At 44.2% G+C, this 17,500-nt stretch carries 11 protein-coding genes and 2 pseudogenes; 7 read left to right on the top strand and 6 right to left on the bottom strand.

What is annotated here, in order from left to right; all coding sequences use genetic code 11:
* Positions 1-62 precede the first annotated feature (62 nt).
* From QUA07_RS13295 to QUA07_RS13285, 3 genes are all read left to right on the top strand, one after another.
* The gene (locus tag QUA07_RS13295; RefSeq protein WP_333325812.1) at positions 63-839 is read left to right on the top strand and encodes a Uma2 family endonuclease; all 777 of its coding nucleotides are present in this window, start codon (positions 63-65) and stop codon (positions 837-839) included.
* Positions 840-1,206: 367 nt separating this feature from the next.
* On the top strand, positions 1,207-1,710 hold the full coding sequence (locus tag QUA07_RS13290; RefSeq protein ID WP_333325808.1) for a tetratricopeptide repeat protein: 504 nt from the start codon (positions 1,207-1,209) through the stop codon (positions 1,708-1,710).
* 47 nt (positions 1,711-1,757) lie between these two features.
* Positions 1,758-5,627: an FkbM family methyltransferase gene (locus QUA07_RS13285; RefSeq protein WP_333325806.1), complete on the top strand. Its 3,870-nt coding sequence runs from the start codon at positions 1,758-1,760 to the stop codon at positions 5,625-5,627.
* Positions 5,628-5,686: 59 nt separating this feature from the next.
* On the opposite strand, the gene QUA07_RS13280 is transcribed toward QUA07_RS13285, so the two are convergent.
* The 4 genes and pseudogenes from QUA07_RS13280 to QUA07_RS13265 all read right to left on the bottom strand — a co-directional run.
* Positions 5,687-7,921: an O-linked N-acetylglucosamine transferase family protein gene (locus tag QUA07_RS13280; protein ID WP_333325803.1), complete on the bottom strand. Its 2,235-nt coding sequence runs from the start codon at positions 7,919-7,921 to the stop codon at positions 5,687-5,689.
* Between the two features lie 322 nt (positions 7,922-8,243).
* Complete coding sequence (locus QUA07_RS13275; protein WP_333325800.1) at positions 8,244-8,771, bottom strand: type IV pilin-like G/H family protein; 528 nt, start codon at positions 8,769-8,771, stop codon at positions 8,244-8,246.
* Positions 8,772-8,876: 105 nt separating this feature from the next.
* Complete coding sequence (locus QUA07_RS13270; RefSeq protein ID WP_333325846.1) at positions 8,877-10,202, bottom strand: class I SAM-dependent methyltransferase; 1,326 nt, start codon at positions 10,200-10,202, stop codon at positions 8,877-8,879.
* A 264-nt stretch (positions 10,203-10,466) separates the two neighbouring features.
* Positions 10,467-10,907 (bottom strand): annotated as a pseudogene (locus QUA07_RS13265) (phytanoyl-CoA dioxygenase family protein); the annotation flags it as partial.
* A 537-nt stretch (positions 10,908-11,444) separates the two neighbouring features.
* Here QUA07_RS13265 and QUA07_RS13260 point away from each other — a divergent pair.
* The 3 genes from QUA07_RS13260 (at position 11,445) to QUA07_RS13250 (ending at position 13,715) form a co-directional block, all read left to right on the top strand.
* Positions 11,445-11,633, top strand: coding sequence for a hypothetical protein (locus tag QUA07_RS13260; RefSeq protein WP_332984302.1), 189 nt, complete (start codon positions 11,445-11,447; stop codon positions 11,631-11,633).
* A 108-nt stretch (positions 11,634-11,741) separates the two neighbouring features.
* Positions 11,742-12,359: a Uma2 family endonuclease gene (locus tag QUA07_RS13255; protein ID WP_333325797.1), complete on the top strand. Its 618-nt coding sequence runs from the start codon at positions 11,742-11,744 to the stop codon at positions 12,357-12,359.
* A gap of 180 nt (positions 12,360-12,539) precedes the next feature.
* Positions 12,540-13,715, top strand: coding sequence for an AI-2E family transporter (locus tag QUA07_RS13250; RefSeq protein ID WP_333081475.1), 1,176 nt, complete (start codon positions 12,540-12,542; stop codon positions 13,713-13,715).
* Between the two features lie 97 nt (positions 13,716-13,812).
* Here the strand turns inward: QUA07_RS13250 and QUA07_RS13245 are convergent.
* Positions 13,813-14,467: pseudogene (locus tag QUA07_RS13245) on the bottom strand (Uma2 family endonuclease).
* Between the two features lie 300 nt (positions 14,468-14,767).
* Here QUA07_RS13245 and QUA07_RS13240 point away from each other — a divergent pair.
* Positions 14,768-15,943: a homocysteine biosynthesis protein gene (locus QUA07_RS13240; RefSeq protein WP_333036886.1), complete on the top strand. Its 1,176-nt coding sequence runs from the start codon at positions 14,768-14,770 to the stop codon at positions 15,941-15,943.
* A 245-nt stretch (positions 15,944-16,188) separates the two neighbouring features.
* Here the strand turns inward: QUA07_RS13240 and QUA07_RS13235 are convergent, their stop codons facing one another.
* Positions 16,189-17,436, bottom strand: coding sequence for a hypothetical protein (locus QUA07_RS13235; protein ID WP_333325794.1), 1,248 nt, complete (start codon positions 17,434-17,436; stop codon positions 16,189-16,191).
* Between the last annotated feature and the right edge of the window lie 64 nt (positions 17,437-17,500).

Genomic DNA, 17,500 nt, shown 5'->3' with positions numbered 1-17,500 from the left:
CTTAAAATTATTGTCCAAATCCTATTAACAAAAAACTCTTTCACTTGAAACAAGGAAAACCAATGACGCAAACTTTATCGAAAGCGAACGCAACCAGAATTCAGTATATTGTGACTTGGGAAAAATTGCCAGACGACTTTAAATTACCCGACGAGGCTGTGGAAAAGATCGACCAACCACTTTTAGCCGCCGCCCTCCGAGAAGCCTTGGATCTCGCAGGATTTATCCTAGCTTCAATGCTAATAGCTTCCAATTTTGGACTGTGTGCCAAAGTTAACGACAAAACAGTAGTAAAAGCCCCGGATTGGGTGTACGTTCCCTCGGTATTGCCAGCAGAACCAGGAGAAGTTCGCCGCAGTTATACGCGCAATGCTGAGGGAGAAGTACCTGCTGTAGTGATGGAGTTTTTATCGGATACTGACGGCAGTGAATATTCAAATAAACCGACATATCCTTACGGAAAATGGCGGTTTTATGAGCGAATTTTGCAAGTACCGATTTATGTAATTTTTGAACCAAAATCGGGATTGTTGGAAGTGTACAGACTCTCGAATTCGGGAGAATACGAATTGCAAGAACCAGATGCTAATCACCGATTCTGGATAGAATCAATGGGTTTATTTCTGGGGCTTTGGGAAGGTGAAAAATCTCAGAGAAGGGGTTATTGGTTGCGCTGGTGGGATGAAAATGGCAATTTGCTGCTGTGGGGTGCGGAACGGGTGGAACAGGAACGCCAGCGCGCCGAAGAGGAACGCCAGAGGGCCGAAGAGGAACGCCAGAGGGCCGATCGACTAATGGCATACTTGAGAAGCCAAGGCATCGATCCTGATGGCATTTGAAGGTGTGAAAGGTCGATCGACCTTTCGGCCCTTAATCCAATCCCATTTTGATTGCACAATCGAGTCAGCAAGGGCGTTTTAGATTAAAAATAACCACAATTAAGGAGCGATGGGGATGACTGCAACAACATTAGAAGAAAAATTAGATCGGCTTTCTGATGAATTAGCCTCAGCACTAGAAGCGGAACGCCAGCGTGCTCCTTAACTCACATCTTTGCTACCGCGTTACCGAGCTCGGTTTGGCGAAATGTCAGAGAGTAACGGCTAAAAAGTAAGGGTGCGATCGCGCTTCATCGATCTCGATCGTCCGCGTGTTATTGTCACCTAAATGTCCTTGACAAATATGAGATTTTGTGCAGGGCTAGAATTGGTTCCAAATTTTAAATGGCGAAGGGCGATCGTTTTGCGATCGAACTTGGGCAATCTAGAGATAGGTGCTTTGCGAGTACCGGGAAAACAGCGAGGCCAAGAGTTAGCAATGGAAAGTACACAGAAAAAATCTAGCCCTCGTCCAGTTAATAAGGGCGATCGAATTAAGCAGATTTTTGCGTTTGTATCAATGGTTGGCTTTAGTGGTTCGGCAATTTTTGGTATGGTGAGTCTGTTCAGCAGCGGTTTGAGCAGCCAGCACCAGCAAAAATCTGCTCCAGTAGCAGTTTCTCAGGAATCTTTGCTGGCGGCGCAGGAACGGGGATATGAGACGGTTTTACAGCGGGAACCGCAGAATCAGACGGCTCTGGAGGGGTTGGCAAATGTGCGGTTGCAGATGAATAATCAGGTGGGGGCGATCGAGCCTTTGGAGAAGTTGGTGAAGCTAAATCCCGATCGGGCCGATTATAAGGCGCTGTTGGGGCAGGCGAAGGGGAAGTAGTAGGCGATCGTTGACCCAATAAACAAGTTAAAGAGTAAGTACGGAAAATGGCAAATAACCTTTCAAACTCTGAACTAAACCGTCTCATTCCTCCTGAAATCAAAAATGATGAACTGTACTTGGCTATCCACAAAATAGCAAGAGAAGAAGATATTAAAACTGTTTTAGAAATTGGCTCATCTTCTGGACAGGGAAGCACGGAAGCATTTGTCACAGGTTTGCGGGAGAACCAGAACAAGCCCACACTTTTCTGCATGGAAATTTCAAAGCCTCGCTTCGCCGAACTGCAAAATACTTATAGGAACGATTCTTTTGTCAAATGTTATAACGTCTCATCTGTTTCTATAGAACAGTTTTCTAATGAAGAGGAAGTCATTAGATTTTACAGAAACAATCAGACAAATCTAAACTACTATCCCCTGGAACAGGTCTTAGGATGGCTGTCCCAAGATATTGAATATGTAAAAAAATCAGGGTTTTTAGGAAATGGCATTAAGGAAATCAAAAAAGAAAATGATATCGATGTTTTTGATGCTGTATTAATTGACGGTTCAGAATTTACAGGTAATGCTGAATTAGAAGAAGTTTACGGAGCCAAAATTATTATTCTTGATGATATCAATACTTTTAAAAACTACCGGAACCATAACAAATTGCTGACCGATCCTAATTATGTCCTAGTCGGTCAGAATTATCTCATTAGGAATGGGTATGCCATATTTAAAAAAAATACTTTTATCTCTGTCAGCACATCCCCCACAGAGTTGGCTGTTGAATCTCATCTTAGCTGTACTCAGGAGCCAACCATCTATTTTAACTTTGAAACTGAAAAATCCGAACAACTGTTGGTTAAAAATATTGTGCGCTCCGGCATGGTCGTTTTTGATGTAGGAGCGAATATCGGTGACTATTCAATCTTATTTAGCCAGCTAGTTGGAAATTGCGGAAAAGTCTATTCATTTGAACCGACAGGTAACATTTTCATAAAACTACAAGAACGGGTTAAAGAATATGGATGCCAGAATATATCTTTATTTCAAAAAGCAATTTTTTCGGAAAATAAACAGATAGAATTTAATGAGTTTCCCGATGAATACTCAGTCTGGAATAGTATCGGAAAACCTAAAATGATGAATCCCGAGGTTCAAAATCAATATGTTCCTCTTCTAAAAACAGAACTGGTAGAAGCTATTACTCTGGACTCTTTTTGTCAACTATACAAAATTGAGTTTATAGATTATCTCAAACTGGATGTTGAAGGAGCTGAAAGTGATGCCTTGGAAGGATCGATTGGGCTTTTAAGCAAAAAAGCCATTCGGTTCATTCAGTTTGAAATCTCTCAAAAGATGCTCGAAGGCTTAAATCGACAAGCCCAAGAAACATTTGACCTATTAATTAAGGCAGGTTACGAATGCAATCGCATCAAGGAAGACGGTCAAATAGGAGAACAAGTTATAGAGTCAACATCTTTTTACGAAAATTATATTGCTTTTCCGGCGCTTCCCATTCATTTCTTTACTATTGTCCTCAACGGTGAACCTTTCATCCGCTACCACATAGAAGCTTTCAAACAACTACCATTTAAATGGCATTGGCATATTATCGAGGGTGTAGCCGAATTAAAGCATGATACTGCTTGGTCTTTAGGAAATGGGGGACGAATTACCGATGAAATTCACTGCAATGGACGGAGTAATGATGGCACAACGGAATACCTAGACGAACTGGCACAGCTATATCCAGAAAATGTCACGGTTTATCGTAAACCGGAGGGTATTTTCTGGGAAGGCAAACGTGAAATGGTTAATGCACCATTGGAAAATATTAATCAGGAATGTTTGCTATGGCAAGTAGACGTTGATGAATTGTGGACTGTCGAGCAAATCTGCACAGCGCGACAGATGTTCATCTATCATCCTGAAAAAACAGCGGCTTTCTATTGGTGCTGGTATTTTGTCGGAGAGAAGTTGGTGATTAGCAGTCGCAACTGTTACGCTCAGAATCCTGCACAAGAATGGTTGCGAACTTGGAGGTTTAAGCCTGGTCATGTCTGGGTACGCCATGAACCCCCCATTTTAGCTGAACCTTTACCAGATGGTGAGTTGAGAAATGTGGCAGAGTTCAACGCTTTTCGACACGAAGAAACAGAAAACCTGGGATTAGTTTTCCAGCACTTTGCTTATGTGATACCAGAACAACTGAGGTTTAAAGAACAATATTATGGCTATACCAATGCTCTATCGCAATGGACAGCTTTGCAGCAGCAGACTAAATTTCCAGCTCTATTACGCGAGTATTTAGGCTGGGTGCAGGATGGAACAACCGTTGATACTGCCGAGTCCTACGGTGTAGTCCCGATCGCACAGAAAGAACTTAAAGGCGCGGGTTGGCATTTTCTAGCATCAGATGATTTACCAAATAAAACTTTAATAAGCCCCAGGGAAGATCCTAAAATTCTCATTGATGGCGTGTTTTTCCAACTCTACAGCACAGGAATTGCTCGTGTCTGGAAATCTTTGCTAGAAGAATGGGCCAAAAACGGTTTTGCCAAGCATATCGTAGTTCTTGACAGGGCGGGAACAGCACCAAAAATTTCTGGAATCTGGTATCGCAATGTACCACTTTATGACTACGGAAGCACGGATGCTGACCGCGAAATGTTGCAGCAAGTCTGCGATGAGGAAGGTGCGGATTTATTTATCTCCACTTACTATACAACGCCACTATCAACCCCTTCTGTGTTCATGGCTTATGACATGATTCCTGAAGTTTTAGGAGCGAATTTTAATGAACCTATGTGGCAAGAAAAGCACTATGCGATTCGCCACGCATCTGCATACATTTCAATTTCAGAAAATACAGCCCGTGACCTGATAGAGTTCTTTCCCGATATTTCTTCAGAGTTGGTAACAGTTGCTCACTGTGGACTTTCAAGTATTTTTTCCCCAGCGCGCCAAGAAGATATTAATGGTTTTAAAACCAAGTATGCGATATCCAAACCCTACTTTATTTCTGTCGGAGGTGGCTCGGACTATAAAAATATTAAATTATTCTTTCAAGCTTTTGGTCAACTTGCTAGCAAACAAGGTTTTGAAATTGTATGTACAGGGAGTGGAGTGTTATTAGAATCAGAATTGAGAGCTTATACTTCAGGTTGTGTAGTTCACAAGCTGCAACTCGATGATGAGGAGTTGAGATTAGCTTATGCTGGTGCTGTTGCATTGGTTTATCCATCAAAATATGAAGGATTTGGCTTGCCTATACTGGAGGCGATAGCCTGCGGTTGTCCAGTCATTACTTGTCCTAATTCTTCTCTTCCAGAAGTTGCAGGCGAGGCCGCATTATATGTGAATGATCGGGATGTTGAGGGTTTAGCCGATGCACTTTGCGAGGTACAAAAACCCAAGGTTCGCAACTCATTAATCGCGGCTGGGTTGGAACAAGCCAAAAAGTTCTCTTGGTCAAAAATGGCAAAAACGGTTAGTTCAGCCCTGATTGACGCAACTCTAGTGCGTTTAAACTTGAAAGAGATTAATCTAATTATTTTTCCAGATTGGACGCAGCCTGAAGAGTCTCTTGGTTTAGAATTGGAACGAGTAGTGAGGGCGATCGCAACTCACCCAGACAAAAGCAAGATGACTCTCTTAGTAGAAAACAGTAACATTTCTGACGAAGATGCTAATCTCGCTTTATCCAGCGTGGCGATGAATCTTTTAATGGAAGAAGATTTAGATGTGTCCCACGGTTCCGAAATTTTACTGATTGGACAGTTAAGCGAAATTCAGTGGTCAGCTTTGATACCTCGACTTTACGGTCGAATTGTGTTGGAGAATGAGAACAGAGAGGCGATCGCGCAGGCAAAAGTACAAAACATTCCCACATTTGCTCCACACAGTTTTATACAGGAGAGTCACTGATAAATCTAGGGATGTGTGCAGCAACTCGGTGCACAAATTACTAACCCCGACAATCACTATCAATCATGACTGCCAAGATACCTTTGCCACATTTGCTCATAAGCTTTCTCCATCTCTCGCGTAAACTGCTTAGCATTCCACAAAGGAGCGGTTTGTCTTGACTGTCGGAGTTTCCAAGATATTTGTTGTCGCAAAACAGTATCTTTTCCTAAACGGATTCCCCATTCTATATACTCTTCATCCGTCCAAGCTATTCCCTCTGTTATACCAGCATTGATCATCATCGTGTAACTGTTGCGGGCCGCAAATTGCTCTCCTACCCGCGTCACGAGGGGAATACACATCCACAAAGTTTCTAGGGTAGTTGTAGCACCGTTGTAAGGATAAGTATCTAACACCACATCTGCGATGCCCAAGTTAGCTCGGTGGACTACCTCTAGTCCCACCTCTGGCAGAAATCGCAGGCGATCAGCCGCCACACCTTCTTCTTCTGCTAACTGAAAAAAGAAGTTTTTAATTGATTCTTCATCAGCAGAACCTTTGATCAAAAAATAGCTATTCGGAACTCCTGCAATAATCTTAAGCTGTAGTCGAGCTGTATGCGGATGACGCTTATAACTTTTCTGAGCACTGATATAGACAACTGCATCACTCGGAATATCCAAATGATCGCGTCGTAGAGTTGGTGTACCCACCTCAAAACCATCCACAGCTATATAAGTTTGAGGTAAACGCCAGATTTTTTCTGTGTAATAATCTTGGGCAGACTCCGGCAAAACATACGGATCGGCTATAAAATAATCAACCGCCGGCAATCCTGAAGCATCCCATCCCAGCCAACTGGCTTGAATAGGAGCTGGTTTAAGCGCCATCGCCTCACAGGTAATGTCTACAGTGATGCTATCAAGTTCAATCAAAATATCTATTTCATCTTCAACAATTTGCTCTGCTATTTCAAGACCAGAAATACTGCCCTTATATGCTTTACACACTTGACTTACATACCATTCTTGTAAAGAATCTTGCGTTTTTTTATTTCCTATAAAATAGCCATAAATTTGAAATTTATCACGATCGTGATACTGAAACAGCCATCGCGCTAACCAGCCCACCGAATGTCTTCTGAGACAGTTGGATAAGTAGCCAATCTTTAAGGGCTTGGTAACACTACCACTGCTTTTACGAAATGACTGTCGCTGGCGGTACTTCTCTGCCTGCTCCTTAGCATAGGTTTGAACATTAACTTGGCACAACTGAGACACTTGGTTTTGAGTTTGCCTATTATTTTTCGGATCGTCCTGAAAGTAAGGTAAAAAGAAAGAGGTAAGAAATAAATTTTGAACTGTAACTGGGGGAATCGACGTTGATTGTTGAACTATCAGTAAGTCCAGCAGTGATTTATGTCGTTCGATAACTGAAGCGACATCTTCCCAATATCCACCTGCACTCATCAAACCGCGCATAATCTGATGGTTAGAAAAAACTTTATCGGCTAACTCCTCTGATACGGAATAGCGCAATTTAGCCACTTTTATACCCAGATCATATTGCTGAGCATTTTGGTAATAAGTAGCCAATTGCTGTAAGATTCCTAAATTTTTATCATCTAAACTGCGAGCTAGCTCAGCGAAGCGTACTGCCAGTGCAGGTATTAGTGCCGAGTGTGCAATCTCAGCCGAAGCTGCTACTACTATTTCGATAAAAACTAGAGGGTTTCGGACATGAGGTAAACAGGCTTCCGTTAATTCTAACGAGGACGGGTGCAAAGAATCATAATCTAAAACACTCTTTAACACTTGCATTAATAGCTCAAAGTCTACCTCGCTCGGGGGTTCCAGCTTGAGCATATTGAACACGCCTAGCGCAGTCAAATCCTCTCCCGTATAAGTCTCAAGCAGGATAGATAGCCCTATCAAATGTAAGAGGTTGTTAATATCCGCAGGGCTGATTTCCCGTATATGCTGCCGGATTGCCCAAGCCATTGAATAATCGCTGACATTACCTCTGCGTTCCGCTTCCGTTTGCAGCACTTGTATCAATTCCGCAGTCCACAGATCGACTTGTTCAGGCTCCCCTTCTGCCATGCCTACAAGCCAAGTCGTCTGAGCTTCTGCTTCTTGCCCCTGTAATAGCAGTATTAGCCCTAAATGCCAATAGTAAGATTTTATATCCGGTTCCTCTTCAATCGCCTCTTCATAAAAGTTTGCAGCCTGAGCATAATCTCCTCGGACTAGACATTGATGGGCTTGTTGCTCCCAATAAGTAGGCTTAGTCGGTAAGTATTTAGCAGTCATATAAGCAAGCTAATTTATCTCATTTTGAATGAAGCGAAGCACAGTGAAGTATAAGAGAGGGCGGGTTATAGATATCTGCAGGGCGTACATTGCATATGCAGGCGAACCAGCCCCTACTAAATCGCAACTACATACCTTGGCTATCAGAAATTGTCTTAACCATTAGGAAAACTGCTCTCTAATGGAAACTTTTTGCTCAAAAGAAGTGTAATTCAAACTATCTATGAAAAGAAAATGGGTAGCATGAACAAACACTACCCACTTTCTTTCTGAAAACGTTTATGCTAGGACGGCGAGAGCTATTCTCTATTTCATACTTTTCCTATTTAGTGACTTCACTTCCCACAGTGCACGTTAAGCCAGTGGCAGTTGGAACACTAACAGCCAGAGTCGTTTTTCCTGCCTTATCAGCCTGACATAATACTGCTATAGTGGTTGCATCAGTCTGACCGGTAGGTGTAACTAGAGCCACAGTTCCTGTATACGCTAAAAGGGCGTCAGACAAGGAAGTTGCTTGGTTAGCAACGTTTGAGTTAGCGCCTGCAACAACTGTGTATTTATAGTTACTGGTTAGAGTTTTGATGCCAATACCGAGACCGTCAACTGTGTCTGTTACAAAGTTGCCATTCTCTGCGTATTTAGCTTGCTGCGCGCGGTTCATTGAACCTGTATACTGCTTGGCTTCAGACTGCTTGGCTTTGTTAGCTTGGTTGAGGAAGGAAGGCAGAGCAATAGCAGACAAAATACCGATGATGATAATAACGACCAGCAGTTCAATCAGGGTGAAACCCTTATCCTGTCTTTTTTGATTGAGGTGTTGCAGGAATCTGGCTTTAAATTCAGTTTTCATGGTTTGTTTCTCCTAGAGGGGTGGGATGCTTGATTTCTAACTCTTAGAGATAACTTACCCACTTCTGACGGCTTTCATATCACTCGCTGGATTTTTTTTTCGTTCTCAAGCCGATCGCTCCAAAAGCACATACAGAAAAGCTTCCAGCATACTTAAGAGTTCCTTCACTTCCTCAAAAGCTGTCTCGTGGCTCACTAGCTCTAAGGTAACAGGATCGAGTGGCTTGAGCTTGAGCCACAGTTCGACTAGGGACATTATCGGCTGCGCTCCCTCCCACAAAGGCAGCAGGCAAGCGGCAACCATACTCTCGATCGAGATCGGCACTTGGCTGGACAAAGGGATATAACCGCTAATAGTAAAGGGTCGTTGCTGGGCAATGCACTTGAGCAGGTCTTCTCTCACATGGGGAGCTTTCAGTTGAGGATGCAGGTGAACCCGCGCTACCTGCCAGTCAGAGTGAGTCCATTCGGCAACTGGCACAAAACGCTCACCTTGGTTGGGAAGAGCGCACCAGAAATCAATCAGGCGATGGACGGGATGTAACAGTTCAAATAAATGCAGCCGCTCTTCGACAGAAATTTCTGGCAGGCTCATTTCTAGAAACGCAGGTAAGTTATCTGGTTCTTTGAACAAATCGGTCATTTCCCAGTGTCGCCAATTGACCATACTGACAAACTCTAAATCAGCAGTTTTCAATGCTGCAAACATTTCAGGGATATTATACCCTTTATCCCCCTGTAATAAATAATTCATTAAAATCCATTCTTCTGTTGCCGCCTCTTCAGGATTCCAAGTTAGCGCCTTAATCATAACTTGATCTTTCAAGGCTTTCATAATGTCTCTAACTAAGTCTATTTCTAGTTCGCGGGGATTATCATTCATTAAACCCATCAAGGTAAAAAGTTTTTGAGCGCAAAAATACATAGCCCTCCGAAGTAAACTGTGGAGATTGGCGCGGATAATACCCTTTGATTTTAAAACAGATTTCATTGCTTGTAAGCCTACTGCTATATCAGGCAACAGATAAAGAACTTCGTCACAATTGATATAATCAAACTCTAATCCTAAGCTCGGTAAATCTTGTATGGGCATAACATAAAACTCTGCATTATCAAAACCATGATATTGCAGGCGTTGTTTAGCTAATTTAACAGATTCTTCTGATATGTCAATCCCCACAATTTTAGCGCCCGGATTTGCTTCGACCAAAGTCAAAGCTTTATATCCACTGCCACATCCCGCATCTAAAATAACTTTACCTTCAGTTTCAATTACTTTTTGATTTCTTAAATAGTAAGGCGTTAGTAAGTTATGAATATAGAGTGACAAATAATCATTTTTAGGAGATTGATCTAGCGGTATTCTAGGATAAGGAGACGTTTCAAATTGCTGCCGAATTTTCTCTATTGTATCTAATTCTTGGTTTTCCATGATAGAGTTATCTTCCTTCTTAAGTAAGGGTAGTAGATATTTGTTTTCCAGTTCTGTAGCAACTTCTGCAATTTCCTCTGACAAGGGATACATATGCTGATATTGAAGGATCTGTTTTCCGATTAAGCCCAAACGCTGATTAAAATTGGGTGGATTATACGGATCGAGCAGTGGAGTTTGGTAAGGCTCAACCTCACTTCGCTGAAATTCAAAAGCTAAGCTTATGCGTGGATGAGGCGCTCTTTCGCTGCTGCGGCCTCCCCAGTGCAATACCGCGTGATTCCAACACAAGACCGAACCTGCTGTTGCGGGTAATGCACGAATATCTTGAAAGTTGATACTTTCCTTTTTTTCACCTTTTTGGAAGTTACCGTCATAATTGGGATCTAAATGAGCAGGGAGGATGTACATACATCCATTGAGAGGAATGGCATCGCTCAGGGGTATCCAGATTGTTACACATTTCGGCATTCCGTTTGCTAAAAGAGTCTCATTCAAGTTGTCGCGATGTGGTTGCCATCCTTTTTCAGTATTGGTTGTGTTGATGTACCAAGCCCAAAAAGCGGGCAACTGTCGATACTCCTCGCCCAGAATAACTGATAATATCTGAGACAATCGACAAAATGTCTGCCAAAACTCATCATAAATGAACGCGAATGGGACAGGCAAGCCTGACTGTCGCAGTTTTTCAATGCCAGCAGCCATGCGCGAAATCTCTACTTCCGACAAAAACGAATCGATTTGAAAATAGCCCTCATTCTTGAGATTGAACAACAGTTTTTCTATCTGTTCTTGCTCAAGTGAAAGAACACTTCCAGATAGTGAAGTAAAATCTTCACCTACACTTAGCTGTGGATTTAGGCTTTTCCAAAAGTCGGGATTTTGAGCTTGCTCTAAAAAAGTTTTGACACTAATCATCGGTTTTGGCTGTGATCCTTTGAGTTGACGACCTGTAATTTATCAATTTTTCCGGCAACATGCTTGACCTGCTTAAACGATCGCCAGCAACAAGGTATGTTCTTGCTGAGTTAGGTTAAGGCAGGAAATCTCAGTTATGCGAACCTACGTTTAAACAGAAGCTTACCCAAAATTTTCATCAATATTATCAACACCCTCCCCCACGAGCGATCGCACTTTTCCCCAAAGTCCACACGGCACAACGGCAGGGACTTGGCATAATAGTGAGGGTCAATATTTCCAGCCCCCGCCCAAAAACAGATTATACAACCAACCACCACGTCCATGAACACCAACATCAGCCCCATCCTCAAAGTATTCACCCTATCCGCCGCCCTTTCCCTGGCCATCAAGTACGCAGGGCCTAGCTTATCCATACCCTCTACCGACCTCAACGCCCTAATTGCCGTCTTTACCCCCAGTATCATCTTAGCTGCTATCCTCGGCTGGCGATCGCGCCAACAGCAGCAGTAGAGACGCCATCAAAAAGTGCGATCGATCTACACTAGGTCTAAAGACTATGTTTTTGCCAAAATCTTAATTCCCCGTACAGCTATCAAAACCAAACTTGAGGCACTCACCATGATTCAAACCATCACAGAATTAGTAACATTCGATGAATTCATTGATTGGTATCCTGAGAATTCAGAACACCGCTACGAACTGCACAATGGAGAGATTGTTGAGATGCCAAAAGCAACAGGTAAACATTCTAAAGTTGCCGGTTTTACCGCACTGAAAGTCGGAATAGAGATTGAGCGTCTCAATTTGCCCTACTTCATCCCCAAAGAATGCGTCATCAAACCCATGCGCGAGGAATCGGGATATGAACCAGATATTATTGTACTTAACGAACAAACCATTGGAAACGAGCCGCGATGGGAAAAATCATCAATTATCACCATGGGTTCATCAGTCCCCCTAATCGTCGAGGTAACTAGCACTAATTGGGGTGATGATTATGCCCTAAAGCTTGAGGCTTATGAATCAATGGGTATTCAAGAATATTGGATTATAGACTATTTAGGATTGGGTGGCAGACGCTTTATTGGCAACCCCAAACAACCCACTTTTTCGATTTACCAACTAATTGAGGGGGAATACCAAGTCAAACTGTTCAGAGGGGGTGACTCTATTGAGTCCCCAACTTTCCCTGAATTGAAGCTGACAGCGCAGCAGGTGTTCGCCAAAGGGAATTGAGGAGGCTGCTTATGCTGCTGTCCGAGTAGGGGTATCTGATTCAAAGATGCGATCGCGCCCATCTGCTGTATCTTGTATAGAGGCGATTCATCGCGTCTGGGCTGCAGAGCAATTAGCCAGCAGTAATTCCCCATACCCTATTCCTCAATCTAAAATCTAATATCTAATATCTAAAATCTAATGAAGCTAGGACAGTGGATGGGCTTATTAGCCCTCATCGCATCTTGTTACATTTTGTGGCAAATCAGGCAGGCCCTACTGCTGCTGTTTGCGGCCGTCGTCTTAGCCACCGCCTTAAACAGGCTAGCACGCTACTTGCAAAAATTCGGACTCAAAAGATCGATCGCTGTACTTTTATCAGTTAGCTTCCTAATCCTCGTATTCGTAGGCTTATTCCTGATAATTGTCCCGCCCTTTACCCAACAGTTTCAACAACTTACCCAAAGAGCCCCTCAAGGAATAGAAAGATTAAATCAGTGGATAGATCAATTTGAAGGTCGTTTTTCGGGACAATTTGGTCAGCGGCTGCCCAATCTTGATGTTAACGACATCATGCAACAACTGCAACCTTTATTCAACCAACTCGTTGGCGGTGCAGGAGCCTTTGTCGGTAACACATTAGGCGTTATTCTCAGCTTTTTGCTAGTCATAGTTTTGACATTGATGACATTAGCAGAACCTCTATCTTACCGCAAAGCATTCATCCAACTATTTCCATCTTTTTATCGGCGACGAGTCGATGGCATCTTAGATGAATGCGAAATAGCTCTCGGTCGATGGGTCATCGGCGCTCTCATTAGCATGAGTGTGATTGCTTTTTTGAGCTTAATTGGTTTGTCGGTCTTGCAAGTCCCCCTACCGCTAGCTCACGCTGTAGTAGCAGGATTTCTTAACCTAATTCCCAATATAGGCCCCACTTTGAGCGTCATCCCCCCAATGACGATCGCACTTTTAGATTCTCCCTTACAATCAGGTTTTGTCCTAATCCTTTACTTTCTAATTCAACAGTTTGAAAGCAACGTCCTCACCCCCTACGTCATGGCACAGCAAGTATCACTGCTGCCAGCAGTAACATTAATAGCTCAAGTATTCTTCGCCACCTTCTTTGGATTTTTAGGCTTATTGCTAGCTCTCCCCCTCACCGTTGTAGCTCAAGTTTGGATTAGGGAAGCCCTCATTAAAGATATTCTAAACCAGTGGAGTGCCAGCCCTAAAACCTTAGCAGCAATCGATTCTGCTATCCATGAAAAACATGAATCTATAGGAGTCGCCGAAAGCCTACCAGAAAAATATTTACCAGAACAGAAACCCGACATCCCCGATCATGCTGAAAATGAGGCTCCTGAAAATCAATAGTTAAGGTTCATAATGACTTCAGTTCTGATTCATTGCCAGTTATAGTACAGAAGTATTCACTATAAAATTAGGAAAAATGTGGTACTAACACTCTCAACTAACTATCTTCAAGCCTCGCATTTTTTACCGTATCTCTGCCGGCTATAAAAAGCTGTTGAGCACTCAAATTAAACTGCCCAAATGTGGGTGACACAACCCTATTACTACCCCGAAACTGACTGACTTGATACTCACCGTCAATCAACTGGTAAACAGAAAAAGTAGGTTTTTTCGGGTTGCCAATATAGCGTCTGGCACCAAGTCCCAAATAATCCGCAATCCAGTATTCAGAAATGCCCAAAGCTTCGTAATTCACCAATTTTTAGCCATAATCATCCCGCCAATTGGTACTGACAACTTCGACAATTAGCCGGACAGAACTACCCATTGTAATGATAGATTCCTTTTTTCATCTCGGTTCGCTGTCCGTTCCTTGCCTGTCTAAAACGATCGCATCCGGCTCGTAACCAGATAGCTCGTTATCAGCTTTGACAACGCATTCTTTGGGAATGAAGTAAGGAAGTCCTAGTCGTCGGATTTCAAAGTTGAGTTCAGCGACAAGGAAGCCAGCTACTTCTGAATATTCTCCGGTGGCGTTAGGGATTTCAACAATAGCTCCATTGTGCAGTTCGTAAATAAAGGTTTTCAGAATTTTTAGGATACCAGTCAAGAAATTCATCGAAGCTGACTCGTTTTAATATCGCTTGAGTCATGGCGATCGCCCTTTATTTTATTTATGATATTGTTATTGTATCCGTTATAATTTACATCTTGCATCATTATCCAGAACAGGCAAGATGCCTGTTTCACGAAGAGTGAATTTTCCTGTGGAACAGGCATCTTGCCTGTTCATAAAATCCTTATTGAGAATAGTGCAACATCTCAGTTATAATATATTGCTTTTATCTCAAACAACCAGCTCTATCGACCTTCCATCAATCCAAAATTAATTTAAAATCAAAATCCCTCCAAAATCAATCAATTCAAAATCTAAAATCTAAAATCTAAAATATATGAGATCGATCGACGAAATCAACGATAAAATCAGCCAAGGCAAAGCCACAGTCTGGACAATCGAAGAACTCAAAACTAGAGTTCAAGAAACCAGCATTACCCAAGCCGCCAAAGAAGTCGATGTGATTACCACCGGCACCTTCGAGCCCATGGAATCCTCCGGTGCAATCATCAACCTCGGCCATACCGACCCGCCGATAAAAATCCGCCAGTGCTGGCTAGACGGCGTTTTAGCCTACTCCGGCTTCGGGGCAGTAGACCTGTACCTGGGAGCCACCCAAGTAGCCGAAGACGGCGAAGAATCCCGCGAACGGGGCGGCGGACACGTCATCGAAGACTTAATAGCAGGCAAACCCGTGCAGTTGCGGGCTTTGGGGCAAGTAACAGACTGCTACCCCCGCGCCTCCTTTGAAACCACGATTACCCGCGATACAATCAACCAGTTTTATTTATTCAATCCCCGTAACGCATATCAAAACTTTATTGTTGGCGTCAACGGAGGCGATCGCCCGCTGTTCACCTACCTCGGCCCCCTGCAACCAAACCTCGGCAACGCCGTCTACTCGAACCTTGGAGCCATGTCTCCCCTGCTCAACGACCCCGACCTCGAAATCATCGGCATCGGCACCCGCATCTTCCTAGGAGGCGCTCAGGGCTACATCACCTGGGAAGGAACCCAGCACTTCCCGCTGCAAAAACGCCAGCCCAACCGCACCCCCATCGGCCCTGCCGCTACCCTCGCACTCATCGGCGACGCCAAACAGATGAACTCGAAATGGGTGCGCGGCTGCTACTTCAAAAACTACGGCCCCTCCCTGATGCTGGGAGTCGGCATCCCCTTTCCCGTCTTAAATGAAACAGTCGTCGCCCACTGTGCAGTATCAGACAAAAAAATAGTAGCGCCGGTGGTAGATTTCTCTATCCCCCGGCGCGTTCGTCCCACATTCGGTTTAGTTAGTTACGCTCAATTAAAGACTGGCCGCATCCTGATAGAGGGCAAACCTGTGCGGGCAGCCCCCCTTGCTAGTATGTTTCTCTCCCGGCAAGTAGCATTGGAATTGAAGCAGCAAATTGAAGCGGGTCAATTTACCCTCACGGCCCCAGTTGCTCCCCTACCCACCGACAGAGTATTTCTCCCGCAAGATTTGTGGGGCGCACAAGTGAGGCTCGAATAAAGGATTTGAGATTGGCGATTTGGCGGTTTTAGATTATTTGTGGACGCACCAGGTCCCAGAAACCGGGTTTCTTGTCCCTAGCGCGGGCCTGAAAGCTTAGGTTGTTGGTCAAGAAACCCGGTTTCTGCTCCTCGCGAGTGCGTCCAGGATTCTAGATTTTAGATTCAAGAATTCTGGTAAAAAACTGCACACATGGGAAAGTGATGCACTCACCTAAAATCTAAAATCTAAAATCTAAAATGGGTTCATTCCTCGATCGGCTTAGGCTTCTTAACCGGCTTAGGAAGAGGTTCCTTCGGGACACGCGGTGCTGCTGCTGCTGCGGACTTGATGGTAGGACGCCCTACAGGAGCACCGTCACCGCTGGGCCTAGGAGTAAACGGACGCTTCCCTCCTCCTTTGAAGCCACCGGGCGGCTTGCTACCAGGGGGGAATTTCCGCTTTTTAATCGGCAGGGCACCAATATTATTAGCCTGCTCAATCATCAGACTGTCAGCTTTCAATTTGACGTGGAAATCCCAAAAAAACCCGATCGCCTTTGTAGCTAAATCTCCCTTGAGTTTCAACTTAAAAAACTTCATCTTGTCGTCATTCTTGCGGGGAGCTTGCTTGATTTTGACGATGACATACTTTTCTTGGTCTTGGGATTGATAAATCACCTCACCTCTAATCGAAAAATAGCCATCTTCAACATCAGGTTCCGAGGGAGGCAAAGATGCGGTCGATGCTTCGTCACTAGCCTCAATCTCCGCTGCTTCCTGATTTTCCTCATCAGAGGAAGGTTCGGGAGGTTTCTTGAGCGTTTCCGGCTCCCAAACTCCCATAATCTGGGCGTGCAAGTTGCCGTCTTCTTGCCGGGTGCGGGGATAGACCACCCACAGGTGTTCTTGTTCCAGCTCCAGGTGATTTTTGACTAAACTCATGACTCTACCCAGCAAAACTGCGTCGATGGCAGTTCCGTCGGCAGCTATCAGCATACCCCGGGTGAATTGCTCTTCTGATGGTGTGTAGCGACCCCGCACCAAACCAACAGCTCGGTACTGCCTGGGTTCGCTGGGGGGGGGAATGGGATGTTGGCGCATGACGGAGGGTATGTCCTCGGCTGCCTGACTTTCGTTAGCGGCAGGCTCGGCGTTTGCCGGCGGTGCGACTGCTAGGGCTGGAGTATCGCTGACAGGTGTCGAAGACGCTGCAGGCGCCGGGGGTACAGGAGCATTGCTGGGCTGGTCTTGTGGCTTTGTTTTGTCCTTGTCGGGGGCAGAACTGTAGCGTGGTCGTTGCAGGCTATCCTTGGACGCTGGGGCGTCTGTTGGCGTTGCCGGTTGATTTTGGTCAACAGGTGCAGCCAACGCCGAAGGCACCGAACTTTCGTCTGGTGTCTCAGGAATGGAATCTGTATCTTTAGGCGGATTGACGGCCAGTTCGCTCGGCTGATCCTTGCGAGTTGAAGTAGATTTGGACGATTTGGAAGACCGGTTGGGAGAGGGGTTCATAAAAACTCCTTGCAGCGGAGACACATCCCTTAAGGGAAATTAGGAATAAACTGAAGAAACTGCT

The sequence above is a fragment of the Microcoleus sp. T3_A4 genome (genome assembly GCF_036700465.1).
Lineage (GTDB): Bacteria > Cyanobacteriota > Cyanobacteriia > Cyanobacteriales > Microcoleaceae > Microcoleus.
This window is presented reverse-complemented; position numbering and strand designations above follow the sequence as displayed.